Genomic DNA, 25,518 nt, shown 5'->3' on the forward strand with positions numbered 1-25,518 from the left:
TGCCCCGATAACCGCCAAGCGGATGACCCGTGTCGCGCGCAGATTGCGCAACACACCGACCGACGCGGAGCAAAGCCTTTGGGGGCATTTGCGGGCCAGCCGTTTCGAAGGCGCGAAGTTCACGCGGCAATTTCCGATCGGCGGCTTCATCGTCGATTTCGCCTGCCGAAGCCTGCGCCTCGCCATCGAACTTGATGGCGGTCAGCATGCGCAGAGCCTGACCGACGCCAATTGCACCCGCATCGTCGAGGCTCACGGCTACCGCGTGATACGGTTCTGGAACAACGAGGTGCTCGGCAATATCGATGGTGTACTGGCGGCAATCGCCAGAGAAATCGCACTCGCCAGAAGTGTCGGCACCTGAGCCCCGCTTCCCTTGAGGGAAGGGGTTGGGGGATGGGCGTTCGGCGTTTGCAACGCTGCGCGACACTTCATCCCCGAACCCCCATCCCCGACCCTTCCCCATCGGGGAAGGGAGAAGAGGGAGGCGGGGGCACAAGAACCGCGATCCCCTTGCCCGCCCGCTTCAACCCTGCGATGGCAGGGGCATGAGCACGATGAAACTCTACGGCTATTTCCGCTCGTCGACCTCCTACCGCCTGCGCATTGCCCTGAACCTCAAGGGCCTCGCCTTCGAGAACATCCCCGTCGATCTGCGCACGGGGGAGAACAAGGACGCGGGCTTCACCAAGCGCAATCCCTTCGGCTCGCTCCCCATGCTCGAAGCCAACGGGCGCGACCGCGCGCAATCGATGGCGCTGCTGGAGTGGCTCGACGAGGCCTATCCGCAAGCCCCGTTCCTCCCCGCCGATATCGAGGCGCGCTACACCGTGCGCGAACTGGCCTACGGGATCGCGACCGAGATCCACGCGGTGAACAACCTGCCGGTGCTCAAATACCTCAAGGACCCGCTCGGCCACACGCAGGACGAGATCGACATCTGGTACCGCACCTGGCTGAAGCGCACGCTCGATCCGGTCGAGACGCGGCTTGCCCAGCTCGGCACCCGCGATTTCCTCCATGGCGACGCGCCGGGGCTGTTCGAGATCGTCCTCGTCCCGCAGCTCGCGAACGCGCGGCGCTTTGCCTACGACCTGTCGGAAAGCCCGCACATGACCCGCATCGAGGCCGCTTGCCTTGCGCTCCCTGCCTTCGCAGCGGCGCACCCCGACAGGCAGGTGGATGCCTCGGCATGAACAGCCCCTCTTTCGTCATTGCGAGGAGCCTCGCAGAGGCGACGCGGCAATCCATCACCAGCCCGCTCCGCACGGCGCGGCGGCGGGCCATGGATTGCTTCGCTGCGCTCGCAATGACGAGGGTGCCAGGACCAGCCAGATCATAAGAACACGTCTCGGGAGGACAAACACATGAAACTCGCAACCCTCGACAACGGCACGCGCGACGGCATGCTGGTGGTGGTCAGCAAGGACCTCACCCGCTGCTGCGCGGCGGGCTATATCGCGCCGACGATGCAGGCCGCGCTCGATAATTGGGACCGCGTCGCGCCCGAGCTCGAAGTGCTCGCCCGCGATGTCGAGCACGAGACGGTGCCGTGCGAGCGCTTCCACGAGCGGCAGGCCCACTCCCCCCTGCCGCGCGCCTACCAGTGGGCCGACGGCAGCGCCTATATCAACCACGTGGAGCTGGTGCGGCAGGCGCGCGGGGCCAAGGTGCCCGAGAGCTTCTACCACGACCCGCTGATGTATCAGGGCGGTTCGGACAGCTTCCTGCGCCCGCGTCAGGATATCCCGCTGGGCGACCCCGCATGGGGCTGCGACATGGAGGGCGAGATCGCCTGCATCACCGGCGACGTGCCGATGGGCGTGAGCGTCGAGGAAGCGGCCTCGCACATCCGCCTGCTGATGCTGGTCAACGACGTTTCCCTGCGCGGCCTCATCCCCGCCGAGCTGGAGAAAGGCTTCGGCTTCTTCCAGTCCAAGCCCGCGAGCGCCTTCTCGCCCGTCGCGGTGACGCCGGATGAACTCGGCGATGCCTGGGCCGACGCGCTCATTCACCTGCCGCTGATGGTCGACCTGAACGGCCAGCCCTTCGGCCGCGCCAATGCCGGGGTCGACGCGACCTTCAACCTCGCGCAGCTGGTGGCGCACGCGGCCAAGACCCGCAACCTTGCCGCGGGCACGATCATCGGCACCGGCACGGTCTCGAACAAGGGCGCCGATGGCGGCGCGGGCAAGCCCGTGGCCGAGGGCGGCGCGGGCTATTCCTGCATTGCCGAGATTCGCATGATCGAGACGATCCGCGATGGCGCGCCCAAGACGCCCTTCATGCAGGCGGGCGACACGGTGCGGATCGAGATGCGCGATGGCCACAATCACTCGATCTTCGGGGCGATCGAGCAGCACGTCGTGGCCCTCTAGGGGTTGCCAGACCCCTGCCAGACCCCATCTAGACCCCCGTCAGACCCCCTCCGGCGCGGTGTTTCATGTGAAACATCGCCCGCCTGAAGCCAAACGAAGGAACCGCCGATGACCGCCTACCCCACCGTCAAACTCTTCATCGGCGGCCAGTGGATCGAAACCGGCGAGGCCGGGGCGATGGAAGTGGTGAACCCGGCCACTGGCGGCGTGATCGGGCACTGTCCCAAGGCCTCGCCCGCCCAGCTCGACGCCGCCCTCAAGGCCGCTGGCGACGCCTTCCCCGCGTGGAGCCGCACCTCGGGCGCGGAGCGTCACGCGATCCTGCGCCGCGCCGCCGATCTCCTGCGCGAACGCGCGCCCCAGATCGCCAGCGTCATCACCGCCGAAATGGGCAAGCCCCGAGCGCAGGCCGTGGGGGAGATCACGGGATCGGCTGATGTGATTGATTTTCTTGGTGAAGAAGCCAAGCGTCGCGGCGGGCGGCTGATCCCGACGCGCGGCAACCAGCTGCTCGCGCAGATCGTGACGCACGAACCCATCGGCCCCGCGGTGCTGCTGACGCCGTGGAATTTCCCGATCAACCTGCCCGCCAAGAAGATCGCCGGCGCGCTCGCGGCAGGCTGCACCGCGATCCTCAAGCCCGCCGAGAACACCCCGGCTTCGGCGCAGATGCTGGTCGAATGTTTCGTCGATGCTGGCGTGCCCGAGGGCGTGCTGAACCTCGTCCACGGCGACCCGGGCCCGATTGCCGAGCACCTCATCGCCTCGCCCGTCACCCGCAAGGTGAGCTTCACCGGGTCGACCGCGGTGGGCAAGCACCTCGGCGCGCTGGCGGCCACTCACATGAAGCGCTTCACACCCGAGCTTGGCGGCCATGCCCCTGTTATCGTGAGCAAAAATGCCGATCTGGCACGGGCGGTGGCGATGTGCGCGACGACCAAGTTCCGCAACGCCGGGCAGGTCTGCGTCTCGCCCACCCGCTTCCTGGTGGCGCGCGAGATCTACGACAATTTCGTCGCCGAATTCGCCGCCATCGCGGGCAAGATCAAGGTCGGCGATCCGGGCGCGGACGAGAGCGTCGACATGGGGCCGTTGGCGCACGCACGCCGGATTTCCGCTATGGAACAGGTGGTTGCCGACACCGGTGGCAACCGCGGCGAGGTCGTCACGGGCGGCTCGGTGATCGACAGCACGGGCTTCTTCTTCCAGCCCACCGTGATCGCCAACCCCTCGCCCGACAGCCGCTTCATGACCGAAGAGCCCTTCGGCCCGATCGCCGGGATCGTCCCCTTCGAGAAGATCGAGGACGCAGTCGGGATCGCCAATTCCCTGCGCTACGGTCTGGCCGCCTATGCCTTCTCGGGCGATCTCGACGAGGCGCACTACCTCGGGCGTGCGCTGAAGGCGGGCATGGTCGGGATCAACCAGCTGATCGTGTCCTCGCCCGAAACCCCGTTCGGCGGGATCGGCGACAGCGGGTTCGGATCGGAAGGCGGCGAGGAAGGCTACCTCGCCTTCACCGATACCAAGCTGGTGATGCTGGCGAAGGCCGGGGGCTGAGGCCCCCGCCGGTCAGGCGATCAGGCTGGCGAGGCGTTCGATGAAGGACTGGCGCGACTGCATGGGCTGGAGACGCCCGTAGCGCGCGCGGCGCGAGTGCTCGTCCGAGACGCAGACCGTGCGCCGCATCGGATCTGGCCGGCTCGACCAGAAGGTGGGTTTTTCCATGTGTCGCGTCCCCGAATCGCGCGTTTTTATGTTGCGCTAGCTAACACCAAACCTGTGGATAAAACGAGTCCTAATGCCCTTCTCCGCAAAAATGGTTACGGGAAGGTCAATAGGGACAAGCCCTGTGCAAACGATTTGGTTCCCGCTTTTGCGCGGGATCGGCTAACCGGCCGATCGGCTAGCCGATTGTGCGCTGCACACCGGCCGCGCGGACGTCGGCCAGGGTGGGGTAGCCGTTGACCGCCATCAGCAGATCGGCCTCGGCCAGAATCGAGCGCAGCACCCATGCCGCGCCCTCTGCCCCGCCGAGCGCGAGGCCATAGGTGTAGGGCCGCCCGACGCCGACAGCACGCGCCCCCATCGCCAGCGCCTTCACCGCATCCGTCCCCGAACGCACCCCGCTGTCGAACAGCACCGGGGTCTCGCCCGCCGCCGCGACGACATCGGCGAGAAGGTCGATGGTCGCAATCCCGCCATTGGCCTGCCGCCCGCCGTGGTTCGAGCAATAGATCGCGTCCGCCCCCGTATCGACCGCGCGGCGCGCGTCGTCGGGGTGGCAGATGCCCTTCAATACGATGGGGAGCTTGGTCACTGACTTGAACCACGCCATGTCGTCCCACGTCAGCACCTGACCGAAGGTCGCCGCCCAGGTGAAGATCGCCGCGGCCGGGTCCTCCTCCGGCGGCCTCGCCAGCAGCGAGCGGAATACGGGATCGGTGAAGTAGTTCTGCAGCACCTTGCCGCGCAGCTGCGGCAAGTTGGACGCATTGAGATCGCGCGGCCGCCAGCCCGTCACCCAGGTGTCGAGGGTCACCACCAGCGCCTTGTAGCCCGCGCTCTCGGCGCGGCGGATCAGGCTTTCGGCGAGCTCGCGGTTCTTGGGCGTATAGAGCTGAAACCACGCGGGCGTATCCCCGCAGGCGGCCTTCACATCCTCCATCGGATCATTCGCTAGGGCCGAGGCGCAGAACGGGACCCCCGTCATCGCCGAGGCGCGCGCGGCAGCCATGTCGCCGTGGCGATCCTGCGAGGCCTCGCCGTTCAAACCGATGGGCGCCATGAACAGGGGCGTCGGGTAGCGGTGGCCGAACAGCTCGATCGAAAGATCGCGCGTCGAGCAATCGACCATCATGCGCGGGATCATGCCCCAGTGGTGGAAGGCCGCCGCGTTCTGGTCCTGCGTGTGCTCGTCCCCGCAGCCGCCCGCGACATAGTTGGTGAGCATCGGCCCCAGCGCCTCGTGCGCGCGCTTTTCGAGCGTGGCGAAATCGACCGGATAGGTGGGCAGAATGCCCTTGAGGCCGGCGTTGTAGATCTCGTTCTGCATCGCGCCGAAATAGGTCATGGCGGCGGCTCTCTCCCTTTGTGTTTGCGCGGGAGATCAGCCGATGCGGCGCGTCAGGGCAAGCGCTTTTCTAGGCGAAGAACCGTTGCAGACGCGGGCGCAGGCGGAGGAAGCGTATATAGGCGGCTTCCAGCACCTTGAGCGCAAGCGGGTTCCGGGCCGCCAGCCCCAGCGGGCGCAGCACCGGGATCGCGCGCCACATCGCCGCGAAGGCCGCCGCGCCATCGTGGATCACTCCGTCCTCCTCGGCATGGAAACGCGCGAGGAGCTGCCCACGGTCGACGGGGCAGGACGGGTCGGCGCCCGCGGCGACATCGATGAAGGTGATGGCCCCGCGCCGGTCCAATCGCCGCATCAGCGCGATCTCGCGCAGGCACAGCGGGCAGGCGCCGTCATACCAGACCTTGACCAGCGCAGTCATGTTCAGGGCGCGATCCACAGGCGGATGACGTAAGCGACAGCGCCCAGCACCGCGACGCTCGCCGCCCAGATGCCGACCATCCAGAGCAGGCGCTGCCAAAAGGGGCCTTCAGGCGGTCGCTCGGGCGGCGCGAGCATTATTGCTGTCCTATCGCTGCGCAACTTGAGCACATCAGTGATACCCCTCGTGCCCGACCTTGCCGCGGAACACCCAATAGGCCCAGGCGGTGTAGGCGAGGATCAGCGGCAGGGTCAGCGCGACGCCCACCAGCATGAAGGCCTGCGAACGATAGGGCGCGGCGGCCTCCCAGATGGTGACGCTTTCGGGCACGGCATAGGGCCAGATCGTCACGCCCAGCCCGCTCATGCCGAGGAAGAACAGCGCGATGCCGAGCCAGAAGGGCTTGGAATTACGCTCCTTCAGGATCGCCCGCAGCATCGACAGGGCGACGATCGCGGTCAGGATCGGCACCGGCGCGACGTAGTAGATCTCGGGCGCGGAGAGCCAGCGTTCGGCATATTCGGCGTTCAGAGCGATGTTATAGATACTCACCGCGCCCATCAGCACGATCGTCGCTGCGCCCCAGCGGATCGCCAGCTTGCGGGCGTGGGCCTGCTCTTCGCCGTCGAGCTTCCAGATCAGCCAGCTCGCCCCCAGCAGCGCATAGCCCGCGACCGTGCCGAGGCCGGTGAGGAGGGTATAGGGGGTAAGCCAGTCAAACCAGCTCCCGGCATAGGCGCGGTCCACCACGTCGATGCCTTGCAGCAGCGCGCCCAGCGTCATCCCCTGCGCCAGCGCGGCGACGAAGCTGCCGCCCGAGAAGGCGACATCCCAGAACTTCTGGTGCGCCGGATCACGCCAGCGGTATTCGAACGCCACCCCGCGGAACACGAGACCAAGCAGCATGGCGATGATCAGCGGATAGGTTGCGGGCAGGATCACCGCATAGGCGAGCGGAAAGGCCGCGAAGAGCCCCCCTCCCCCCAGCACCAGCCAGGTCTCGTTCCCGTCCCACACAGGCGCGATCGAATTCATCGCGCGGTCGCGCTCGCGCCCTGGTGCGAAGGTCGGGAACAGGATGCCGATGCCGAGGTCGAAGCCGTCCATCACCACATAGGCGAAGACGGCAAAGGCGATGATGAAGGCCCAGACGACGGTAAGGTCCATCACACCGGCTCCTTCTCGCCCGGCGCCTCGGTCGGCAGGGTCTCGGCGCCGCCCGGGTTCTGGGTCGGTCCCGGGGTGATCCCTGCCGTGCGGATCGGACCGACATCGCCGCGCTTGACGCCGTACTCGCCCGGCTGCGGGGCCTTGCCCATCAGCTTGAGGACATACCACACGCCGATCCCGAAGACGGTGAAGTAGACGAGGATGAAGGCCAGCAGCGAGGCCGCCACCGCAGGCGCGTCAAGCGGGCTCGAGGCGTCGGCGGTCCGCAGCAGGCCGTAGATCACGAAAGGCTGGCGGCCGACTTCGGTGGTGATCCATCCGGCGAGCACCGCGGCAAAGCCCGAGGGCCCCATCAGCACAGCCGCACGGTGGAGCCACGGCAGATCGTAGAGCGTGCCGCGCAACCGCCCCCACAGGCTCCACAGCCCGATGCCGAGCATGGCAAAGCCGATGCCGACCATTACGCGGAAGCTCCAGAACACCACCGGCACCGGCGGCTCGAGATTGTCGGGCACGGTGTCGAGGCCCTTCAGCGGGGCGTTCAGATCGTGCTTGAGGATCAGCGACGACATCTTGGGGATCTCGATCGCGTAGCGCACGGTCTTGGTCTCGCTGTCGGGGATGCCGAACAGGATCAGCGGCGCGCCATCAGGGTGCGACTGGTAGTGCCCCTCCATCGCCATCACCTTGACCGGCTGATGCTCGAGCGTGTTGAGCCCGTGCATGTCGCCAGCGAAGATCTGCGCGGGGGTGACGATCGCGGCCATCCACATCGCCATCGAGAACATCTTGCGGGCGTGCGGGTTGGCGCGGTCCTTGAGCAGGTGCCACGCGCCCACCGCGCCGACCACGAAGGCGGTGGTGAGATAGGCCGCCATCACCGTGTGGACGAGGCGATAGGGGAAGCTGGGGTTGAAGATGATGTCGAGCCAGCTCTCCCCGGGCAGGAACTGGCCGTTTTCGCCCAGCAGATAGCCCGTCGGCGTCTGCATCCAGCTGTTGACGCTGAGGATCCAGAACGCCGAAACGAAGGTGCCGAGCGCCACCATGAAGGTCGCGAAGAAGTGCAGCCGCTTGCCGACCTTCTCCATCCCGAACAGCATCACCCCGAGGAAGCCCGCTTCAAGGAAGAAGGCGGTCAGCACCTCGTAGGCCATCAGCGGGCCGATCACCGGGCCGGCCTTGTCGGAGAACACCGACCAGTTGGTGCCGAACTGGTAGGACATGACGATCCCCGAGACGACGCCCATCGCAAAGGCGATCGCGAAGATCTTCAGCCAGTACTTGAACAGGTCGAGATAGACGCTCTTGCCGGTCTTCAGCCAAAGCCCCTCGAGCACCATAAGGTAGCTCGCCAGCCCGATGGAGAAAGACGGGAAGAAGAAGTGGAAGCTGACCGTGAAGGCGAACTGGATCCGCGCGAGCAGCAGAGCGTCGAGGTTCTCAAGCATGGTCAGCAGCTAATCCCTTGGAGCCCACGATCAATTGCAATCGCTGCACCGGATATACGGTTTGGAAGCGAAAGGGTTGCACCGCCGGGCGAATTGGGGAGGAGCCCGGCGGTGCAGGGTTAAGCGCCGGGGGACGATCCCCACAGCGCCTGTCCACTCTTGAACAGCATGTAGAATGCGACGGCGAAGATCAGCATCGCGAAGACAGTCTTGAGCTGTCCGCCCGCCGAAAGCCGGTGCGACAGCCGCGTACCGATCAGGCCGCCTGCCACGCCGCCGGTGATGAACACGCCCGCAAGCAGCCAGTCGACAAGGCCCGAAGCGGCATAGTTGGCAGCGGTCGCGAGGCCGAAAGCGGTTACCGCGACAAGGCTCGTGCCGACCGCGTTGATCATCATCATGTCGGTCGAGGCGATCAGGCCGGGCACGATCAGGAAGCCCCCGCCAATGCCGAAAAAGCCGCTGAAGGCGCCGGTGCCGAGGCCATAGGCGATCAGACGCGGGGCGTTGTCGCGGCCCAGCCTCACCCCGGGCGTGCCCGCCTCCTTGCGACTGCGCAACATCAGCGTCCCCACGCCCAGCATCAGCAGCGCGAAGAGGAACAGCAGCTTCTGGCCGTCGAAGCTCTTGCCCAGCGTCGATCCGGCGAGCGCCCCCATGACGCCGAAGGCCGCATAGGTGAGGCCGCAGGGCCAGCGCACATCGCCCGCGCGGGCGTGCTGGAACAGGCCGGTCGCGGCATTGACCGCTACGGCCAGCGCACTGGTGCCGATCGCCACATGCGGGCTTTTCACGCCCACGAGATAGACCATCAGCGGCACGGCCAGGATCGACCCGCCCCCGCCGACCAGGCCGAGCGCAAAGCCGACGAGCACGCCCGACACACCGCCAAGCGCAAGGTGGAGCGGATCGATCATTGTCGCACCGCGCCTCAGGCGCTCTCCCTCTCGAGGAAACGCACCAAGGCCATCCCGGCGAGCATGGCGGCGAGAAAGATCGCGGCAGGCACAGGGGCGATCGCGAGCGCCGCGAAACCCGGTCCGGGGCACAGGCCGGCGATGCCCCACCCGATCCCGAACAGCGCCGATCCGCCGACAAGGCGCGGCGTGATGTCGCGCGCGTCGGGCAGCGAGAAACCTTCCGCAAAGGCCGGGCGCTGCATCCGGCGCTGAGCCGTCCAGGCGAGCGCCATCACCAGCACCGCGCCGCCCATGACGAAGGCGAGCGTCGGGTCCCACCGCCCGAACAGGTCGAGAAACCCGCGCACCCGCGCCGGATCGGTCATGCCGCCGATGGTCAGCCCCGCACCGAAGATGGTGCCGGAAAGCAGCGGCACGATCAGCGCGCGGCTCATGGCAGCACCGCGAGGCCGAGTGCGTTCATTGCCGCGACGGTGGCAAAGCCGGTCGCCATGAAGGTCGCTACGGCAACCAGCGAGCGCTGCGACAGGCGGCTCATCCCGCACACGCCGTGGCCGCTGGTGCAGCCCGAGCCGAGGCGGGTGCCGATGCCGACCAGCAGCCCGGCGACAACGAGCGGCACCGTTCCTGCGAAGGCCGGAGCGGGCGCGGCGCTCTGGCCGGTCACGATCAGCGCGCCGAGCGGCAGGCCGACGAGAAAGGCGGCGGCACCGGCCCGCGGCAGCGAGCTCTCTGCCAGACCGAAGGCGCGCGCGGCGATGCCCGAGACGCCCGCGATCCGCCCTGCCCCCAGCAGCATCAGCGCCGCCGCGAGCCCGATCAGTACGCCGCCCGCAAGGCCCGCCATCGGAGCCGCATCGGGGAAGCCGGGCAGGCTCATACCGCGTTCACCGGCAGCTTGAGGTAGACGATGCCATTGTCGTCCGCCGGCGGCAGGTGGCCTGCGCGCATGTTCACCTGCACGCTCGGCAGGATCAGGCGCGGCATCGCAAGCGTCGCATCGCGCGCCTCGCGCATCGCGACGAATTCATCCTCGGCGATGCCGTCATGCGCGTGGACATTGCCCGCGCGCTGGGCTGCCACGGTGGTCTCCCACACATAGTCGCTGCGGCCCTCGGGCAGGTAGTCGTGGCACATGAACAGCCTTGTGGCGGGCGGAAGCGCGAAGATGCGGCGCAGCGAGCGGTATAGCGTGCGCGCGTCGCCGCCGGGGAAGTCGGCCCGCGCGGTGCCGTAGTCGGGCATGAACATGGTATCGCCCACAAACACCGCCTCGCCCACGACATAGGCGATGCAGGCGGGCGTGTGGCCCGGCACGTGGAGCACCGTCACCGGCAGCGCACCGATGGTGAAGGTGTCGCCGTCGTGCAGCAGGGCGTCGAACTGCGATCCATCGCGCGCGAATTCGCTGCCGGCGTTGAACAGCTGGCCGAACACCTTCTGCACCTTGGTGATGTCCGCACCGATGGCGATCTTCCCGCCGAGCCGCTCCTGCAAATAGGGCGCGGCGGAGAAGTGGTCGGCGTGGGCGTGGGTCTCGAGCAGCCACGTCACTTTCAGATTTTGCGAAGTGACATGGGCGATCACGGCGTCGGCGGATGCGGTCGATGTGCGGCCGGAGGCGGGATCGAAATCCAGCACCGGGTCGATGATCGCCGCTTCGAGGGTGGCAGGATCGTGCGCGACGTAGGTGACGGTGAAGGTCGCCGGGTCGAAAAAGCCCGCAATTTCCGGACGCAGGGCGGGATCGGCCAGGGCGCGGCTGACCTGATCGGCGGCGCGGTGAAGAACGGGGTCGGACTCGGCCATCGCCATGCTCCATTCAATTACATAAATCGTGTATATGTATTGCAATCGCGGAGTCAAGTGCTATGGAGACGGCATGTATACCCCCGCCACCCAGCCATCCCCTTGCGCCAGCCTCAGGATCGGCGATGCCGCGCCCGATTTCGAGGCGCGCAGCACCGTCGGCCCCGTGCGTCTCTCGGCCTTTCGCGGGCGCTGGCTGGTGCTGTTCTCGCACCCGGCGGACTTCACTCCGGTCTGCACCACCGAATTCGTCGCCCTCGCCCGCGAGGCGGCCGCCTTCGAGGCGCGCGACTGTGCGCTGATGGCGCTCTCGGTCGACAGCCTGTTCGCCCACTTCGCCTGGCTGCGCATGATCCGCGACCGTTACGGGGTCGAAGTGCGCTTCCCGATCATCGAGGATCCGACGCTGGTGATCGCCCGCGGCTTCGGCATGGTCGCGGCGCAGGACAATGACAGCGCGGCGGTGCGCTCGACCTTCTTCATCGATCCCAAGGGGATCATCCGGGCGATGACCTGCTATCCGGCGAACCTCGGCCGCTCGATCCCCGAGATGCTGCGCATCCTCGAGGGGCTTCAGGCCGCCGACACCTCGGGCGCCCTTGCGCCGGCCAACTGGCAGCCGGGCGAGCCGCTGCTCGAAGCGCCGCGGCACGATCTTGACGCGGTGTTCGATGCCGAGGAAGCGACCGCCTGGTTCATCCGCCCGGTCGGCGGCACGCCCGAATGATGGCCGAGGGCGATCTTGTCGAGGCGCTGAAGGCTCTCGCCCATCCGCTGCGGTGGCGCATCCTCACCGCGCTCGCGGCGGAGGAGCGCAATGTCGGCGAGATCGAGCAGGCGACCGGTATCGGCCAGCCCGCGCTCTCGCAGCAGCTGGGCGTGCTGCGCAAGGCGGGTCTCGTCTCGACCCGCAAGGAGGCGAAGCTGGTGTTCTATTCGCTGGCCCGGCGCGACGTCGCGCAGGTGACCGCGGCGCTGGGCAGTCTTGCTCCGGCAGCGGACATTGTGCCCGCCACGCCCGCCACGCCCTCGCGCCAGAGCGCATCGGGCGTCGCCAACTTCGCGCGGCTGTCCTAGCCTGCGGGAACGGCAGCTGCGGGCGGAGCGGCCAGCGCCGCACGCAGGCGGCGGCGCACCAGAAAGGGCTCGAGCCAGCGCCCGACCAGATAGACGACGAAGAAGAACCCGGCGAGGTAATACCCCTCGTCCGGCGAGTGCATGCCCTTGTCCTTGTCCTTGTTCTTGTCTTTCTTCTTGCTCGGATCCTCGGGCGCGGGCGCGCCGAGGAACTCGTCCACCGGATTGAGCTTCTTGGCCACCGGGGGCTTCTTCTCGTCCTTCTTTTCGGCCTTGGCCGAAGCCTCGGAGCCCGCGGCTTCCCATGCGTTGAGCGTGACCGCCAGCTGGGCAAAGCCGAGGAACAGGAGCGGCGCGAGGAAGCACAGCAGCAGGGCGTGACTGAACAGATCGAAGCGCAGCACGGCGCCGGCACCCGCCTGCTCGATCCACATCCGCCCGCGGGTGAAGGTCGCCAGCTTGTCCTGCGCGGCGGGGTTGTGCTTGCTGTAGACCAGCGCCCCGCCCTCGGCGACGATGGTGGTGCCCGGCGTGCGCAGCAGCGGATCGACCCGGGCGAAAGCCTGGTCGGCGGAGAGCGACGGATCGATCGGCACCGCGCCGCGCACGCGCCAGATGTTGTCGATGAGCGGAAGCTTGAGACCCTTCACGATCGGGCGTTCCTGACGCAGACTGACCGCAGCGCCGCTCACTCCGCCGGTTCCAGCTGGGCCGCCGCCGGAACCGCAGCCCCGCCGCCGAAGCGCTTGGCCAGCCATGCCTTGGCGTCACGCCAGCCTTCGCGGAAGGGGAAGACCATCGTCTCGCCGATATGCATCCGGCGCCCGCCTTCCATGCCGAGCAGTTCCGCCTCGCCATCGACGCAGGTGCCGAAAATGCGGTCCCAGATGATCCAGGTGCCCGAGTAGTTGCTGCGGGTCGCCTCGTAATCCTGCGAGTGGTGGACCGAGTGATGCTCGGTGGTGTTGAAGATGAATCGCCACCAGCGCGGCGTGTTGAAGCGTACGTTGATGTGCTGGTAGACGCCGACCGTCATCCCGATCGCGCCCGCCAGCAGGAAGGCGCGCGGCAGGAAGTCGAAGAAGCCGCCGATGCCGAGCCCGATCAGGAACAGCTCGACCGGATTGCCGACCGCGCCTTTCTGGACGTTGAGCTGGGTGATGTAGTGGTGCGGCGCGTGGGTCAGCCACAGCGGGTACCAGTTGTGCATCCCGCGGTGCATCCAGTACTGGCCGAAGTCGAAGATCATCGAGATCAGCACTGCCTGCACCAGCAGCGGCAGGCCGGTGAACCAGTCGAACTTCTCCCAGTCGAACGCGTCCTGGATCGCCGCGACCATCACCCCGTCGCCGATATAGGCATCGACCATCCGCAGGAAGGTCATGCCGAGCGCGACGTAGAAGGCGTCGGTCGCGAATTCCTTCCAGGTCAGCTGCCAGCTCTGATAGCGCGGATTGACCCATTCGAGCGCGAGCAGCAGCACCGTCCACCCGAGGCGGATGGCGATGGCGGTCGAGGCGACGGCGAGCCAGTTGGGCGCGTAGTACCAGAAGCCGATCGCCAGCAGCAGCATCGCCGGCTGGAAATAGGTGAAGACGAACTGCTTGATCGGCCCGCCTTCGACCCGGCCGATGTTCTCCCAGCCGACGGTCACGGGCGAATCCGCCCCGATGATCCGCTTGCCTACCTGCACTCCAGCCATGCTGCACTCCAGTCGAGAATGTGTCGGTTTCCCCGTCATGAAATCCATGGCGACCTCGCGCGCGCGAGGAAGTGGGCAAATGACGTAGAACTCTGCGATCCCGAGGTAAGGCGCTGTTATGTCGGTATTCTGATCTGTCAGTCGGTCATCAGTCGCACGGCGATGGCCGTAGCTGCCGCGCGCGTTTCAACCCCCAGTTTGCGAAACACCTGTTCGAGGTGCTTGTTGACCGTGCGCGGGCTTATACCAAGGATTTCGCTGATGGTCTTGTTGGTTTTGCCGTAGCTCACCCACAGCAGCACTTCGGCCTCGCGCCGGGTCAGCCCGCCCTGCTTCTGGAGCGCGGCGACCTTGCCGTCCTCGCGCACTTCGGCGAGCTTGATCAGCACCTCGCCCGCGCGCTCGCTTTCGACCGTGGCAAGATCGATGTCGATGCCGCGCAGGCTCGCACGGACAGAGGCACCGGGCTGCGCGGGTTCAGCGGAAAGCAGGCCTTCGAGCGCGCCTGCGAGACCCTCGGGCAGCGCGCCGCTGTCGGGGGTCCAGGCCGGATCGATGCGCAGGAACAGCGCCTCGGCCTGCGGGGTGCACCACACCAGCGCGCCGGCCCCGTCGAGCGCCGCAAGCGAACGCCCCGCCAGCCCCAGCGCCAGCCGCGCGCGCGAACTGGCCCGCGCGTTGGCCAGATGGACGCGGATGCGCGCCAGCAGCTCCTCGACAACGATGGGCTTGCGCACATAATCCACCCCGCCCGTGCCGAGCGCGGCGACGACATGGTCGGGATCGCCCAGGCCGGTGATGAAGATCACCGGAATATGCGCGGTCGCCGGATTGCGCTTGATCGCCTGCGTGGTCTCGATCCCGCTCATGCCGGGCATCACCGCGTCCATCAGGATCAGGTCGGGCTGCACCTCGCCGAGCAGCTCCAGCGTCGCCTCGCCGCTGCGGGCGATCAGCACGGTCATGTTCTGCGCATCGAGGGTGTCGACCAGGAACCGGAGCGAGTCCGGGTTGTCGTCGACGACGAGGATCGTGTCCTTATGCGGCATCGGTCTGCACCGCCTTGGCGAGGCCCGCGAGAGCCTTGAGGTCGAAACTGTCGAGCGCGCTGCGCATCCGCTCGGCAAGCGGCGCGGCTTCCGGGGCGAGCGCGGCGATGGCGTCGATCTCGGCCTCGATCGCGCGGACATGGCCGATCCGCACCAGCCGCTCGATCTCGGCACAATGGGCTGCGGCAACCGGAGCGATGATGCGCGGGAGTGCGGTGGCCGCATCTCCGGCCTTGGCGGGCAGGCGCGGCTCGCCCGCGGCGCGCACCCACTCCATGCCGAGCTGGTCGGCGATAACATCGAGCAGATCGGTGAAGGCGAAGGGCTTCATGATGAAGGTATCGCTCGCCCCGCCGCTGGCCGGAGGCGGGACGGTGGAGCCCAGCCCCTCGCCCGAAAGCATGACGATCTTGAGCGCCGCGCCGTGACGCGCGCGCAATTGCGCGGCGACATCCCAGCCGTTCTCGCTGCCCAGCATCACGTCGCACAGTACCAGATCGGGCTGCACCTGTGCCGCGATCGCAAGGCCGCTGGCCGCATCGCACGCGGTGCGCACTTGGAAGCCGAGCGGTTCGAGAAAGCCCTTCACCATCGCAAGATGCGCCGCATCGTCATCGATCAGCACCACCCAGCGCTCGCGCCCGAGGTATCCGGTCACGGCGCCAGCCTCCGGGGCAGGCTCGCTCGGCGGGGTGAGCGGCTGCGAGAGCATCAGCCGCACGGTGAAGCGCGATCCTTCACCCGGCGCGCTCTCCAGCCGGATCTCGCCGCCCATGATGTGCACCAGCGCCTGCGTGATCGCGAGGCCGAGGCCGACGCCGGGCCGCTCGCCCGCCGGGCCGCCGACGCGTTCGAAGGGCGCGAAGATGCGCTGCGCATCCTCGGGCGCGATGCCGATGCCGGTGTCGATCACCGCGAAGGTCGCCAGCTCGTTGCGGTAATCGACCTTGAGCGTCACCGAGCCATGATCGGTGAACTTGATCGCGTTGGCGACGAGATTGATCAGCACCTGCCGCAACCGCTTGGGATCGGCGTGGACATATTCGGGCAGCCGCTCGGGCCGCTCCAGCACCAGCGCGAGGCCCTTCGATTGCGCCTGCAATTCGAGCATCGCGATCAGCTGTTCGAGAAACTCGGGAAAGCGGATCGCCTCGCGCGAGAGGGTCATCGCCCCGCCCTCGACCTGCGAGATGTCGAGCAGGCCTTCGACCAGGTGGGCGAGGTGTTCGGCGCTGCGGCGGATCACGCGGGCGGCGCCGAGCACGTCCTTGCCGTCACCGCGTTCGAGCAGCTGGGCGTAGCCATAGATCGCGTTGAGCGGCGAGCGGATCTCGTGGGCGACGCTGGCGAGGAAGCGGGTCTTGGCCTCGTTGGCGGCTTCAGCGGCGTCCTTCGCGGCGCGCAGGGACGCGAGCGAGGCCTCGGCCTCACCCTCTCCGCGCAGCCAGGTCGAGAGCCGCCCCGCCATCATCTCACCGCGAAGCGATATAGGCGCGCCAGCCGCCCAGATGGGTGATGTCCTCCGCGCCCGTCAGCGCGCGCGGCTCGGCGACGAAGCCCTTGACGCTGCTGCCATCGGCGAGCGTCACCGTGCCGATCGCGAGCGGCGGGGGCACCTCGGCGGTGAAGCTGCCGAAGCTCGCCATGTCGAGCTCGTAGACCTCGAGCGCAATCGCCGCGCCCTCGTCCGAATGCACCAGTGCGGGCTTGGGCGGCACGCTGTCTGCCATCGCGTAGAGCCGGTAATTGGGCGCGGTGGTGAAGGCCCCGACAAAGGTCGCGCCCCTGCTGGTGAGCTGCCAGTGCAGCGGCATGCCTTCGAGGTGGGCGCCGACGACGGCGAGTTTGACGGTGTCCATGCGGTCTCCAAGGTCGAGCGGTGGTGGCGGGGCAAGGTCGGCAGCGGCGAGGTAATCCCCGGCAAGGGCGATCAACGCCCGGTCGCTGTGAGCCGGGCCGATGAGGGTGATACCGAAGCCGGTGGCGTTGCTCCGTGCACCTGCGGGAATGGCAATCGCGGCCATGTCGAGCAGGTTCACGAAGTTGGTGTAGAACCCGAGATTGCTGTTGAGCGCGACGGGCGCCTCGAGCAGCTCGGCGACGCGGTAGGTGGTGCCGGTGGTGGGGAAGGCGAGCACGTCGACCCCCTGCCACATGGTCTCGGCCACCCGCGCGAGTTCGGCGAGGCGGTAGATGCCGTTCCACAATTCGGTCGCGAGCATCGTGCTGCCCGGCCCGATCACCTCGCGCACCACGGGGTCGATCGCGAGCGGATTGCTTTCGAGCAGCGCGGCGACGGCAGCGGTGCGCTCGGCCACCCAGGGCCCGCCATAGAGCAGCCGCGCGGCCTCGAGCAGCGGGGCGATGTCGATCTCGACGATTGTGCCCTCGCCCGCCAGCACCCCGAGCGCGCGCTCGTAGAGATATTCCGCCTGCACATCGCCGAAGAACTGGCGCTGGTCGCGGCGCGGCACGCCGATGCGCTTCCCTACGAGCGGCACATCGGCGGGCGCGCGCGAGAAAGCATCCGCGGCATCGAATCCTGCCAGCACCGCATCGACCGCCTCGGCATCGGCGAGGGCATCGGTGAACACGGTAATGCAATCGAGGCTCCGGCACGCCGGCACCAGCCCGCGCGTGCTCCAGCGGCCCTTGCTCGGCTTGAGCCCGACGAGGTGGTTGAACGCCGCCGGGACGCGGCCCGATCCGGCGGTATCCGTGCCGAGCCCGAAGGCCACCAGCCCCGCCGCCACCGCCACCGCCGAGCCGGACGACGAGCCCCCGCTGACATAGTCGCGGTTATAGGCGTTCCGCGGAATGCCATAGGGGCTGCGCGTGCCGACAAGGCCGGTGGCGAACTGGTCGAGATTGGTCTTGCCGACACAGATCGCGCCTGCCGCCTCGAGCCTTTCGATTACGGTCGCCGAGCGTTCGGGGCGATAGCCGAAGGCCGGGCAGGCTGCGGTGGTCTCGAGCCCTAGGACATCGATATTGTCCTTCGCCGCATAGGGCACGCCCGCAAGCGGCAGGTGCTCGCCCGCAGCCACGCGCGCATCGATCGCGGCGGCGGCGGCGCGCAGGGCGGCGGGGCTGGCACGGCTGATCCACACTTGCGGCTGGTGCGCGTCATAGGCGGCAAGGCGCGCGAGGGTCTCCTCCATTACTGCCAGCGCGGTGGTGGTGCCGGCGTTGACCTCTTGCGCGATGGCCGTGGCGGAAAGGCGGGCGAACCGGGTCATGCCACGAACTCCCCGCAATCCGTTCGTGTCGAGCGAAGTCGAGACACCTCGCTGGGGCCTCTCGACTTCGCTCGAGGCGAACGGGAAAAGAATGATACGCAGCGCACCACCATCACGATGCCCTCCGCAAAGCCAGCATCGGCGCGCCGGGGTGAACGGACTGGCTCTCGGCGATATAGACCGCCTCGACCGTGCCGCTGGCCGGGGCCTCGAAGGGGCATTCCATCTTCATCGCCTCGATCACCGCAATCACCTCGCCCTCGGCCACCTGATCGCCCGGGCTGACGAGCAGTTTCCAGACGCTCCCGCCGAAGGGCGCTTCGACAAGATCGGCGCCCTCGGGCACCTCGATCGCGGCGGCATCGCCCGCACCGCTATCTGCGCCGAGCAGCGCGCTGACGCGGTCGAACTCGCCGCTCGCCTCCCACGCGGCGCGCTCGGCATCGAAGGCGGCCTGCCGGGTGGCCTCGAATGCGGCGATGCTGTCCGCGTTGTCGGCAAGAAACTTGCGATAGTCGGCGAGGCGGAAGGTCGTCTCCTCTATCCGGATCGAACGCCGCCCGTGCGGGAAATCGCGCCGCCAGTCGGCCAGCTCCTCCGCGCTGACGGGGAAGAAGCGGATCTGGTCGAAGAACCGGAGGAGCCACGGCTTGCCTTCGGTGAAAGCACCCTCCTGACGGTGCGTGTTCCACACCTGGATCGTGCGCCCGAACAGCTGGTAGCCGCCCGGCCCCTCCATGCCATAAATGCACATATAGGCCCCGCCGATCCCGACCACATTGGGCGGGGTCCAGGTGCGCGCTGGGTTGTATTTGGTGGTGACGAGGCGGTGGCGCGGATCAACCGGGGTCGCCACCGGTGCGCCGAGATAGACGTCGCCGAGGCCGAGCACGAGGTAGCTCGCATCGAAGATCAGGTCCTCGACCGCTTTTGCGTCGGCAAGGCCGTTGATGCGGCGGATGAATTCTATGTTGTCGGGGCACCACGGCGCATCGTCGCGCACGGCGGCGATGTACTTGTCGATGGTCTCCTGCGTCGCCGGATCGCGCCAGCTCAAGGGCAGGTGGACGATGCGCGAGGGGGCCTCGAAGTCGGCGAGGTCGCCCATCGCCTCTTCCGCCTGCATCAGCGCCGCGAGTGCGCTTGCCTGATCGAGCGCCGCGCCGTCGAAGTGCAATTGCAGCGAGCGGATGCCGGGGGTGATGTCGATCACGCCGGGCAAGGCCTGTCGCTCCAGCGCCTGCATCAGCGCGTGTATGCGGATCCGCAGCTCGATATCGAGCACGATCTCGCCATATTCGACGAGGATGTTGCGGTCGCCCTGCTGGCGGTAGGTGGTGCGCGGGCGGGTGGCCGTGGCGGGCAGTTCGGCGAGGATCGGCGAGAGGTCGGCGATGGGCAGGGGTCGTGCGGTGTCCGCGATGCTCACCGGCACGAAGCGCACGCGATCATCGGGCGAAAGCTGCCCGATCTTCCAGCGATCCTCGGCGATCACCGTGAAGGGGCAGACGAAACCGCCCAGCGAAGGCCCGTCGGGGCCGAGGATGATCGGCATGTCGCCGGTGAAGTCGACCGCGCCGATGGCATAGGGATTGTCGTGGATGTTCGAGGGATGCAGCCCCGCCTCGCCCCCGTCGCGCCGCGCCCATTCGGGCTTGGGGCCGACAAGGCGCACGCCGGTGCGATTGGAGTTGTAGTGCACCTGCCACTCGGCGGCGAGGAAGGCGTCGATATCGGCGGGGGTGAAGAAATCGGGCGCGCCGTGGGGGCCGTAGAGGACACGGATGCGCCATTCCCTGCCGAGTTCGGGAAGCGTCGCGGGCACCGGCGCGCCGGTCGTGCCCTCGCCCAGATGCAGCACGTCCCCCGCCACCAGCGCGCGGGCAGCGGGGCCGCCGAACTGGCCGAGCGTGAAGGTCGCCGCCGAGCCGAGATAGGGCACCACGTCGAGCCCGCCGGCGAACAGGATATAGCCGCGCATTCCCCCGCCGCCCGCGCGGCCCATCGCGAGGGTCTGGCCCGCAGCGATGTGCAGCGCCTCGCCGCGCGGGACGGGCTGGCCGTCGAGCGTCGCGCCGAAATCCGCGCCGGTGAGGCAGATCAGGGCATCGGCCTCGAACAGCAGCGTCGGGCCGCTCGCGGTGACTTCCAGCCCGGCCGTGCCCTCCGGATTGCCGAGGATCAGGTTGCCGAGGCGGAAGGAGAGATCGTCCATCGGGCCGCTCGGCGGGACGCCCACGTCCCACAGCCCGAGCCGCCCGGGCCAGTCCTGCACCGAGGTCGCCGTACCGCCCGCGATCACCCGCAGCGCGCGGCGGCGGTAGGCGATGCTGTCGAGCATCCGCGTCGACACTTCGCCGCTGGTGAAGCCCGGCGCACGCACCACCTCGCGCAGCCAGCGCAGATTGGTCTCGATCCCGTCGACCCGCGAGGCATCGAGCGCGGCCTGCATCGCGGCGATGGCTGCCTCGCGCGTCTCGCCCTTCGTGATCAGCTTTGCCAGCATCGGATCGTAGAAGGCGCTGACCTCGCTGCCCGACATCACCCACGTCTCGGCGCGGATGTCAGCGGGGAAGGCGACATTGGTGAGCGTGCCGGTGGTCGGGCGGTAATCCATCGCCGGGTCTTCGGCATAGAGCCGCACCTGCACGCTATGCCCCTTCGGCGCGGGCGCGGGGGCGTCCATGAAGGCGAAATCGCCCGCCGCACCCCGGATCATCCATTCGACGAGATCGATCCCCATCACCTCCTCGGTGACGCCGTGTTCGACCTGAAGGCGGGTGTTCATTTCGAGGAAGAAGAAATCGTCGCGCGCGGCGTCGTAGAGGAACTCGACCGTCCCGGCGGAGAGATAGCCCGCCGCCTCGCCCAGCCGACCGGCGGCGGCGATCAGCTCGGCGCGCTTGGTGTCGGAGAGGCAAGGCGCAGGGGCCTCCTCGACCACCTTCTGGTTGCGGCGTTGCAGCGAGCAGTCGCGCTCGCCCAGCGCCATGACGCGGCCCTTGCCGTCGCCGAAAATCTGCACCTCGATATGGCGCGCGCGGGCGATGTAGCGTTCGAGGAAGACGCCCGCATCGCCGAAGCTCGCCTCGCCCTGGCGCACCACGGCGGCGAAACCCTCGCGCACCTGCACCTCGGTCTCGCAGATGCGCATCCCGATGCCGCCGCCTCCGGCAGTCGCCTTGAGCATCACCGGATAGCCGATCCGCCCCGCGGCCTCGGCCGCCTCGTCCTCGCCGGTGAGCAGTCCGGTGCCCGGCGCGAGCGGCAGATCGTGCGCCGATGCCAGCGCGCGGGCCGAGTGCTTGAGGCCGAAGGTGCGGATGTTTTCAGGGGTCGGCCCGATGAAGGCGATCCCCGCCGCCGCGCAAGCCTCGGCAAACTCCGCATTCTCGGCGAGAAAGCCGTAGCCCGGGTGGATCGCCCCTGCGCCTGTCGCCGCGGCCGCCGCGAGGATTGCCTCTACGTCGAGATAGGATTGCGCCGCCGGCCCCGCACCGATGCACACCGCCTCGTCCGCCGCGCTGACATGGAGCGAGCCTGCGTCCGCGTCCGAATAGACCGCTACCGTCCGCAGCCCCATGCGCTTCGCGGTGCGGATGATCCGCGTCGCGATCGCGCCCCGGTTGGCGATGAGGACGGTGTCGAAACTCATGCGCCTGCGACGATCATCCGCACCGGCGTCGGGTTGAAGCCATTGCAGGGGTTGTTGATCTGCGGGCAGTTGGAGACGACGACGATCACGTCCATCTCCGCGCGCAGATCGACCGTGAGGCCGGGCGCGGAAATGCCGTCGACGATGCCGAGCGTCCCGTCATCCTCCACCGGCACATTCATGAAGAAGTTGATGTTCGAGACGATGTCGCGCTTCCCACGCCCTTCGGCGAGGTTGGCTTCGAGGAAATTGTCGACGCAGGCGTGCTGGTGGCGGGTGTGGTGGCCGTAGCGCAACGTGTTGCTTTCGCAGGAACAGGCGCCGCCGATGGTATCATGATATTCGACCGCGGAATCGACGATGGTCATCATCGGATTGCCCTCGTTCGAGAGCAGCACGGTGCCCGTTCGCAGAAACAGGTTGCCTTGCGCCGCGACGGTGTCCTGCGCCGAATAGCGCTCGGCATCGTCGGCGGCGGAATAGATCAGGAAATCGACCGCCTGGTTGCCCTCCAGATCGACGATCCGCAGCACCTCGCCCTTGGCGACATGGTGCAGCCACGGCGCACGCGCGGGCACGATCTCGTCGTGGATGATGGTGCCGGTGAGGCCGGAGAGGGCCGGATCGCTGGTCATGTTATGCTTTCGGTCGAAAGGGTTAGCGGCGGTAGTAATCCTCGGTGTTGAGGAAGGCGCGCATGCCCTCTGGCGTGGCATTGCGCGTGGTGTCGGTCTCGGGGGTCACAGGCCCGCGCCATGCGGTGATGCGCAGCGGGGTGGAGTGGTATTCGGGGCGCGGGTCGAGGACGTGGGGGCAGTTGGCGATCACCACGATCACGTCCATCTCGGCGCGCAGCAGCACCTCGCGGCCCGGTGCGAAAGGCCCGACGAGGGGCGTGATGGCACCATCGGCCTCGATCTTCGTGCCCTTGAACAGGTTGACGGCGGGGTGGACATCGCGCCGCGTCAGACCGTGCTTGGCCGCGCCGAGGATCAGCCGGTCACGCCCGTTGGGGTACGCGCCCGAGTTCCGCCCCTCGCCATACTTCCTGAGATTGCCCGCCGCATTGGAGACCCCGCAGAAGGTGTCATGCGTGCCCGCGCCGTCTGCGATGATGCTCGCGAGCACCCGGCCCATGTCCGAGAGCAGCAGCTTGCCCTCGCCCAGATAGGCGTTCCACTGGACCTTGACCGTATCGGCGACATTCAGCCGCTCGGTCGGCATTTCGGCGTTGAAGATGTTGAGGCTGGCGCAGGCGTCCCCGCCCTTGTCGATCAGCCGCAGCCGCGTGCCGCGCGCGATCCGGCGCGAGGTGTAGCCGCCCGGCGCGACGGTCTCTTCCCACACGAGGTCGGCAGGCGCGACACCCTCGGGCAGATCGTCCGCCACGGGGGGCAGGACCGGCATGGTCTCGACCCGCGTACCCCCTTGCGCGCGGGCGTGTTCGCGGGCGGATTTGGGGTCGGCGGTCGCACTCATTCGGCGGCCTCCTTTGCAGGGGGCACATCCTGTTCGTGGAGCGGCGGGAGCAGCGCGGTGGTGGTGACCAGCTGCAATTGCTGCACACCCCTGATCGCCCGCAGCGCATCGCACAGCTGCTTCAGCCGCACCGCGGGTCCCTGCACCAGCAGCACCTCGAGCGACTGGTCTTCCTCGAGGAAGACGTGCTGCGAGGAGATCACCTCTTTCAGGTAATCGACCTGCGTTTCGGCGAGCTGCTGGCGCACCCGCCCGCCCCCGCCCTGATAGACGATGGTGATCGTGCCCGCGAGCGTCTCGTCGGGCCGCGTAAGCGCCTCGTGCTCAGCGAGCGCGTGGCGGATCAGCTCGGCGATCAGCTGCGAACGCGACGGCAGGCCGCGCTCCTCGACCATCATGTCGAGCTGGCGGAACAGCTCGGCCGGAAGGCTCATGGAGAGCCGCGCGAGGCGGGAAGGTTCGGGGGAGCTCATGCGACCGGCATCTCAATTATTACCTATCGTGTCAATCGTAATACTTGGCGGGTCCACCACCGGCGGCGGCGGCGCTTCGGCCGCCTGCTTGCGGGTCAGTGCGAGGTCGTAGACCACGCCTGCGCCATAGCGGTGCGGGGCGTGCGGATCGTGGCGGCGCTTGTCCAAGGTCAGCACCCGCGTGCCGAGCCCGAAGGCCTCCTTGATGTCGTGGGTGACCATGATGATCGTGAGGCCATGCTCGCGCCACAGGCGGGTGATGAGCTGGTGCATGTCCGCGCGAATGCCGGGGTCGAGCGCGCCGAAGGGCTCGTCGAGCAGCAGGATGCGCGGTCGCTTGATGAGTGCCTGCGCAATTGCCAAGCGCTGCTGCATCCCGCCCGACATCTGCGCGGGGTAAAGGTCTTTGGCATCGCCCAGCCCGACCTCGCCGAGCATCGCCTCGGCCTCGGCGATGGCTGCGCGGCGGGCGCTGCCGAACAGCCGCGCGGCAAAGGGCGCGGCGGCGAACTCCGCGCCGAGCAACACGTTGCCCAGCACGGTGAGGTGCGGAAAGACAGAATAGCGCTGGAACACCACGCCCCGGTCCGGCCCGCACTCGGCCGGCAGCGGCGCGCCGTCCAGCGTGATGCGCCCGCGCGTCGGCTTCTCCTGCCCGAGGATCACGCGCAAGAGGCTGCTCTTGCCCGCGCCCGAAGGCCCGATGATCGAGACGAAGGCACCCTCCTCGATGTCGAGCGCGATGCGTTCGAGCACGACCTTCTCGCCATACTCGACCCAGACGTTGCTGAGCGACAGCAGGCTCATCAGCGCGCCCCCAGATGGGCCCAGCCGAAGAGGCGGCGGCTGGCGAAGGTGAGGGCCACGTCCATAACCACCGCCAGCAGCGCGATCCACGCGACATAGGGCAGGATCACGTCCATCGCGAGGTAACGCCGCACGAGGAAGATGCGGTAGCCGAGGCCGACGTCGGCCGCGATCGCCTCGGCCGAGATCAGGAACACCCATGCGGGGCCGAGCGAGAGGCGCAGTCCCTCGATCAGGCGCGGCATCGCCTGCGGCAGGGCGACGCGCAGGATCACGCCCCAGGAATTCGCGCCGAGCGTGAGCGCCTTGATCACCTGCTCGCGCGGGAGGGCGCCGATGTGGCCCGCCACGTCGCGGATCATGAAGGGCGCGACGCCGACCACGATCAGCGCGACCTTGGCCGTCTCGCCGAGGCCGAAGACGATGAACAGGATCGGCAGGAGCGCGATCGGCGGGATCACCGCGATGGCGGTCACCAGCGGGCCGAGCGTCGCGCGCACCGGCGGCAGCGCGCCAAGCACGAGACCGACCAACAGCGCCGAAAGCGTCGCGATGCCGAGCCCCATGCCGAGCCGCGAAAGGCTCGCGATGGTATCGGCCCAGAACAGGTACTGGCCCGAGAGCGGATCGGCCTCGAACACCAGCCCCGCCATCGCTGCGGCCATCGCGCCGGGCAGCGGGAGGATCTTGTCCGCGGGATTGTCCGCATGGCGCGCCGCGGCAGCGATGATGTAGCCGAAGGCCAGCACCAGCAGCGGCAGCGCGCCGAGCAGGAGGCTCCCGCGACGGGTCGGCTGTGCCGTTACCCAGCGCAT

27 protein-coding genes are annotated in these 25,518 nt (G+C 68.0%); 6 read left to right on the top strand and 21 right to left on the bottom strand.

The window, feature by feature from the left end; genetic code table 11:
• Window positions 1-22: 22 nt before the first annotated feature.
• The 4 genes from BZF57_RS07465 to BZF57_RS07480 all read left to right on the top strand — a co-directional run bounded on the left by BZF57_RS07465 (window position 23) and on the right by BZF57_RS07480 (window position 3,938).
• Window positions 23-364 (top strand): endonuclease domain-containing protein, encoded by a 342-nt coding sequence (locus tag BZF57_RS07465; protein ID WP_086736354.1) that lies wholly within the window; start codon window positions 23-25, stop codon window positions 362-364.
• Between the two features lie 193 nt (window positions 365-557).
• On the top strand, window positions 558-1,196 hold the full coding sequence (maiA, locus tag BZF57_RS07470; protein WP_086737073.1) for a maleylacetoacetate isomerase: 639 nt from the start codon (window positions 558-560) through the stop codon (window positions 1,194-1,196).
• A gap of 171 nt (window positions 1,197-1,367) precedes the next feature.
• Window positions 1,368-2,378, top strand: coding sequence for a fumarylacetoacetate hydrolase family protein (locus BZF57_RS07475; RefSeq protein WP_086736356.1), 1,011 nt, complete (start codon window positions 1,368-1,370; stop codon window positions 2,376-2,378).
• 108 nt (window positions 2,379-2,486) lie between these two features.
• Entirely contained in the window at window positions 2,487-3,938 is a 1,452-nt protein-coding gene (locus BZF57_RS07480; protein ID WP_086736358.1) for an NAD-dependent succinate-semialdehyde dehydrogenase, read from the top strand.
• Window positions 3,939-3,950: 12 nt separating this feature from the next.
• Here BZF57_RS07480 and BZF57_RS21080 read toward each other — a convergent pair whose 3' ends face one another.
• From BZF57_RS21080 to BZF57_RS07525, 10 genes are all read right to left on the bottom strand, one after another.
• Window positions 3,951-4,106 (bottom strand): hypothetical protein, encoded by a 156-nt coding sequence (locus BZF57_RS21080; protein WP_156076238.1) that lies wholly within the window; start codon window positions 4,104-4,106, stop codon window positions 3,951-3,953.
• Between the two features lie 178 nt (window positions 4,107-4,284).
• Window positions 4,285-5,451 carry an alpha-hydroxy-acid oxidizing protein gene (locus BZF57_RS07485; RefSeq protein WP_086736360.1) on the bottom strand — a complete coding sequence of 389 codons (1,167 nt, stop codon included), beginning with the start codon at window positions 5,449-5,451 and terminating at the stop codon, window positions 4,285-4,287.
• Window positions 5,452-5,521: 70 nt separating this feature from the next.
• Entirely contained in the window at window positions 5,522-5,872 is a 351-nt protein-coding gene (locus BZF57_RS07490) for a thiol-disulfide oxidoreductase DCC family protein (protein WP_086736362.1), read from the bottom strand.
• A gap of 2 nt (window positions 5,873-5,874) precedes the next feature.
• The gene (locus BZF57_RS07495; RefSeq protein ID WP_086736364.1) at window positions 5,875-6,009 is read right to left on the bottom strand and encodes a DUF2474 domain-containing protein; all 135 of its coding nucleotides are present in this window, start codon (window positions 6,007-6,009) and stop codon (window positions 5,875-5,877) included.
• 34 nt (window positions 6,010-6,043) lie between these two features.
• Window positions 6,044-7,039 (bottom strand): cytochrome d ubiquinol oxidase subunit II, encoded by a 996-nt coding sequence (cydB, locus tag BZF57_RS07500; RefSeq protein WP_086736366.1) that lies wholly within the window; start codon window positions 7,037-7,039, stop codon window positions 6,044-6,046.
• Window positions 7,039-8,493, bottom strand: coding sequence for a cytochrome ubiquinol oxidase subunit I (locus tag BZF57_RS07505; protein WP_086736368.1), 1,455 nt, complete (start codon window positions 8,491-8,493; stop codon window positions 7,039-7,041). Before BZF57_RS07505 ends, cydB begins: the two co-directional genes overlap by 1 nt.
• Window positions 8,494-8,612: 119 nt before the next feature.
• Window positions 8,613-9,410: a sulfite exporter TauE/SafE family protein gene (locus tag BZF57_RS07510; protein WP_086736370.1), complete on the bottom strand. Its 798-nt coding sequence runs from the start codon at window positions 9,408-9,410 to the stop codon at window positions 8,613-8,615.
• A gap of 14 nt (window positions 9,411-9,424) precedes the next feature.
• Window positions 9,425-9,847 carry a DUF6691 family protein gene (locus BZF57_RS07515; protein ID WP_086736372.1) on the bottom strand — a complete coding sequence of 141 codons (423 nt, stop codon included), beginning with the start codon at window positions 9,845-9,847 and terminating at the stop codon, window positions 9,425-9,427.
• Entirely contained in the window at window positions 9,844-10,293 is a 450-nt protein-coding gene (locus tag BZF57_RS07520) for a YeeE/YedE family protein (protein WP_086736374.1), read from the bottom strand. The genes BZF57_RS07515 and BZF57_RS07520 overlap by 4 nt, the downstream gene beginning before the upstream one ends.
• Window positions 10,290-11,222: an MBL fold metallo-hydrolase gene (locus BZF57_RS07525; protein ID WP_086737075.1), complete on the bottom strand. Its 933-nt coding sequence runs from the start codon at window positions 11,220-11,222 to the stop codon at window positions 10,290-10,292. Before BZF57_RS07525 ends, BZF57_RS07520 begins: the two co-directional genes overlap by 4 nt.
• 73 nt (window positions 11,223-11,295) lie before the next feature.
• On the opposite strand from BZF57_RS07525, the gene BZF57_RS07530 reads away from it, so the two are divergent.
• Both BZF57_RS07530 and BZF57_RS07535 read left to right on the top strand, forming a co-directional pair.
• Entirely contained in the window at window positions 11,296-11,949 is a 654-nt protein-coding gene (locus BZF57_RS07530) for a peroxiredoxin (RefSeq protein WP_086736376.1), read from the top strand.
• Entirely contained in the window at window positions 11,946-12,299 is a 354-nt protein-coding gene (locus BZF57_RS07535; RefSeq protein ID WP_420810177.1) for an ArsR/SmtB family transcription factor, read from the top strand. The genes BZF57_RS07530 and BZF57_RS07535 overlap by 4 nt, the downstream gene beginning before the upstream one ends.
• Here the strand turns inward: BZF57_RS07535 and BZF57_RS07540 are convergent.
• The 11 genes from BZF57_RS07540 to BZF57_RS07590 all read right to left on the bottom strand — a co-directional run bounded on the left by BZF57_RS07540 (window position 12,296) and on the right by BZF57_RS07590 (window position 25,518).
• Window positions 12,296-12,991: a hypothetical protein gene (locus tag BZF57_RS07540; protein ID WP_086736382.1), complete on the bottom strand. Its 696-nt coding sequence runs from the start codon at window positions 12,989-12,991 to the stop codon at window positions 12,296-12,298. The genes BZF57_RS07535 and BZF57_RS07540 overlap by 4 nt on opposite strands.
• A complete protein-coding gene (locus BZF57_RS07545; RefSeq protein WP_086736384.1) occupies window positions 12,988-14,001 on the bottom strand; it encodes a sterol desaturase family protein in 1,014 nt (337 codons plus the stop codon). Before BZF57_RS07545 ends, BZF57_RS07540 begins: the two co-directional genes overlap by 4 nt.
• A gap of 137 nt (window positions 14,002-14,138) precedes the next feature.
• Entirely contained in the window at window positions 14,139-15,050 is a 912-nt protein-coding gene (locus BZF57_RS07550) for a response regulator transcription factor (RefSeq protein WP_086736386.1), read from the bottom strand.
• Window positions 15,040-16,518, bottom strand: coding sequence for an ATP-binding response regulator (locus BZF57_RS07555; RefSeq protein WP_162290961.1), 1,479 nt, complete (start codon window positions 16,516-16,518; stop codon window positions 15,040-15,042). The genes BZF57_RS07550 and BZF57_RS07555 overlap by 11 nt, the downstream gene beginning before the upstream one ends.
• Window positions 16,519-16,522: 4 nt before the next feature.
• Entirely contained in the window at window positions 16,523-18,289 is a 1,767-nt protein-coding gene (gene atzF / locus BZF57_RS07560; RefSeq protein ID WP_086736390.1) for an allophanate hydrolase, read from the bottom strand.
• Between the two features lie 112 nt (window positions 18,290-18,401).
• Entirely contained in the window at window positions 18,402-21,944 is a 3,543-nt protein-coding gene (gene uca, locus BZF57_RS07565; RefSeq protein WP_086736393.1) for an urea carboxylase, read from the bottom strand.
• A complete protein-coding gene (locus BZF57_RS07570) occupies window positions 21,941-22,579 on the bottom strand; it encodes an urea amidolyase associated protein UAAP2 (protein WP_086736395.1) in 639 nt (212 codons plus the stop codon). The genes uca and BZF57_RS07570 overlap by 4 nt, the downstream gene beginning before the upstream one ends.
• A gap of 22 nt (window positions 22,580-22,601) precedes the next feature.
• A complete protein-coding gene (locus BZF57_RS07575; RefSeq protein WP_086736397.1) occupies window positions 22,602-23,423 on the bottom strand; it encodes an urea amidolyase associated protein UAAP1 in 822 nt (273 codons plus the stop codon).
• Window positions 23,420-23,896, bottom strand: a complete 477-nt coding sequence (locus BZF57_RS07580; RefSeq protein WP_240505889.1) for a CopG family ribbon-helix-helix protein — start codon at window positions 23,894-23,896, stop codon at window positions 23,420-23,422. The genes BZF57_RS07575 and BZF57_RS07580 overlap by 4 nt, the downstream gene beginning before the upstream one ends.
• Window positions 23,897-23,908: 12 nt before the next feature.
• Window positions 23,909-24,706, bottom strand: a complete 798-nt coding sequence (locus BZF57_RS07585) for an ATP-binding cassette domain-containing protein (protein ID WP_086737079.1) — start codon at window positions 24,704-24,706, stop codon at window positions 23,909-23,911.
• Window positions 24,703-25,518, bottom strand: coding sequence for an ABC transporter permease (locus tag BZF57_RS07590; protein ID WP_086736399.1), 816 nt, complete (start codon window positions 25,516-25,518; stop codon window positions 24,703-24,705). Before BZF57_RS07590 ends, BZF57_RS07585 begins: the two co-directional genes overlap by 4 nt.

The sequence above is a fragment of the Erythrobacter colymbi genome (genome assembly GCF_002155685.1).
Taxonomy (GTDB): Bacteria; Pseudomonadota; Alphaproteobacteria; order Sphingomonadales; family Sphingomonadaceae; genus Erythrobacter; species Erythrobacter colymbi.

What these genes read in the sequence shown, in the direction of transcription:
- atzF (WP_086736390.1), bottom strand. Translation starts at nt 18,289, where the DNA reads ATGACCCGGTTCGCCCGCCTTTCCGCCACGGCCATCGCGCAAGAGGTC.
- BZF57_RS07505 (WP_086736368.1), bottom strand. Translation starts at nt 8,493, where the DNA reads ATGCTTGAGAACCTCGACGCTCTGCTGCTCGCGCGGATCCAGTTCGCC.
- BZF57_RS07575 (WP_086736397.1), bottom strand. Translation starts at nt 23,423, where the DNA reads ATGAGTGCGACCGCCGACCCCAAATCCGCCCGCGAACACGCCCGCGCG.
- BZF57_RS07515 (WP_086736372.1), bottom strand. Translation starts at nt 9,847, where the DNA reads ATGAGCCGCGCGCTGATCGTGCCGCTGCTTTCCGGCACCATCTTCGGT.
- BZF57_RS07520 (WP_086736374.1), bottom strand. Translation starts at nt 10,293, where the DNA reads ATGAGCCTGCCCGGCTTCCCCGATGCGGCTCCGATGGCGGGCCTTGCG.
- BZF57_RS07475 (WP_086736356.1), top strand. Translation starts at nt 1,368, where the DNA reads ATGAAACTCGCAACCCTCGACAACGGCACGCGCGACGGCATGCTGGTG.
- BZF57_RS07530 (WP_086736376.1), top strand. Translation starts at nt 11,296, where the DNA reads ATGTATACCCCCGCCACCCAGCCATCCCCTTGCGCCAGCCTCAGGATC.
- BZF57_RS07550 (WP_086736386.1), bottom strand. Translation starts at nt 15,050, where the DNA reads ATGCCGCATAAGGACACGATCCTCGTCGTCGACGACAACCCGGACTCG.
- BZF57_RS07485 (WP_086736360.1), bottom strand. Translation starts at nt 5,451, where the DNA reads ATGACCTATTTCGGCGCGATGCAGAACGAGATCTACAACGCCGGCCTC.
- BZF57_RS07495 (WP_086736364.1), bottom strand. Translation starts at nt 6,009, where the DNA reads ATGCTCGCGCCGCCCGAGCGACCGCCTGAAGGCCCCTTTTGGCAGCGC.
- BZF57_RS07590 (WP_086736399.1), bottom strand. Translation starts at nt 25,518, where the DNA reads ATGCGCTGGGTAACGGCACAGCCGACCCGTCGCGGGAGCCTCCTGCTC.
- BZF57_RS07490 (WP_086736362.1), bottom strand. Translation starts at nt 5,872, where the DNA reads ATGACTGCGCTGGTCAAGGTCTGGTATGACGGCGCCTGCCCGCTGTGC.
- BZF57_RS07525 (WP_086737075.1), bottom strand. Translation starts at nt 11,222, where the DNA reads ATGGCCGAGTCCGACCCCGTTCTTCACCGCGCCGCCGATCAGGTCAGC.
- BZF57_RS07545 (WP_086736384.1), bottom strand. Translation starts at nt 14,001, where the DNA reads ATGGCTGGAGTGCAGGTAGGCAAGCGGATCATCGGGGCGGATTCGCCC.
- BZF57_RS21080 (WP_156076238.1), bottom strand. Translation starts at nt 4,106, where the DNA reads ATGGAAAAACCCACCTTCTGGTCGAGCCGGCCAGATCCGATGCGGCGC.
- cydB (WP_086736366.1), bottom strand. Translation starts at nt 7,039, where the DNA reads ATGGACCTTACCGTCGTCTGGGCCTTCATCATCGCCTTTGCCGTCTTC.
- maiA (WP_086737073.1), top strand. Translation starts at nt 558, where the DNA reads ATGAAACTCTACGGCTATTTCCGCTCGTCGACCTCCTACCGCCTGCGC.
- BZF57_RS07535 (WP_420810177.1), top strand. Translation starts at nt 11,946, where the DNA reads ATGATGGCCGAGGGCGATCTTGTCGAGGCGCTGAAGGCTCTCGCCCAT.
- BZF57_RS07580 (WP_240505889.1), bottom strand. Translation starts at nt 23,896, where the DNA reads ATGAGCTCCCCCGAACCTTCCCGCCTCGCGCGGCTCTCCATGAGCCTT.
- uca (WP_086736393.1), bottom strand. Translation starts at nt 21,944, where the DNA reads ATGAGTTTCGACACCGTCCTCATCGCCAACCGGGGCGCGATCGCGACG.
- BZF57_RS07510 (WP_086736370.1), bottom strand. Translation starts at nt 9,410, where the DNA reads ATGATCGATCCGCTCCACCTTGCGCTTGGCGGTGTGTCGGGCGTGCTC.
- BZF57_RS07570 (WP_086736395.1), bottom strand. Translation starts at nt 22,579, where the DNA reads ATGACCAGCGATCCGGCCCTCTCCGGCCTCACCGGCACCATCATCCAC.
- BZF57_RS07480 (WP_086736358.1), top strand. Translation starts at nt 2,487, where the DNA reads ATGACCGCCTACCCCACCGTCAAACTCTTCATCGGCGGCCAGTGGATC.
- BZF57_RS07465 (WP_086736354.1), top strand. Translation starts at nt 23, where the DNA reads ATGACCCGTGTCGCGCGCAGATTGCGCAACACACCGACCGACGCGGAG.
- BZF57_RS07555 (WP_162290961.1), bottom strand. Translation starts at nt 16,518, where the DNA reads ATGGCGGGGCGGCTCTCGACCTGGCTGCGCGGAGAGGGTGAGGCCGAG.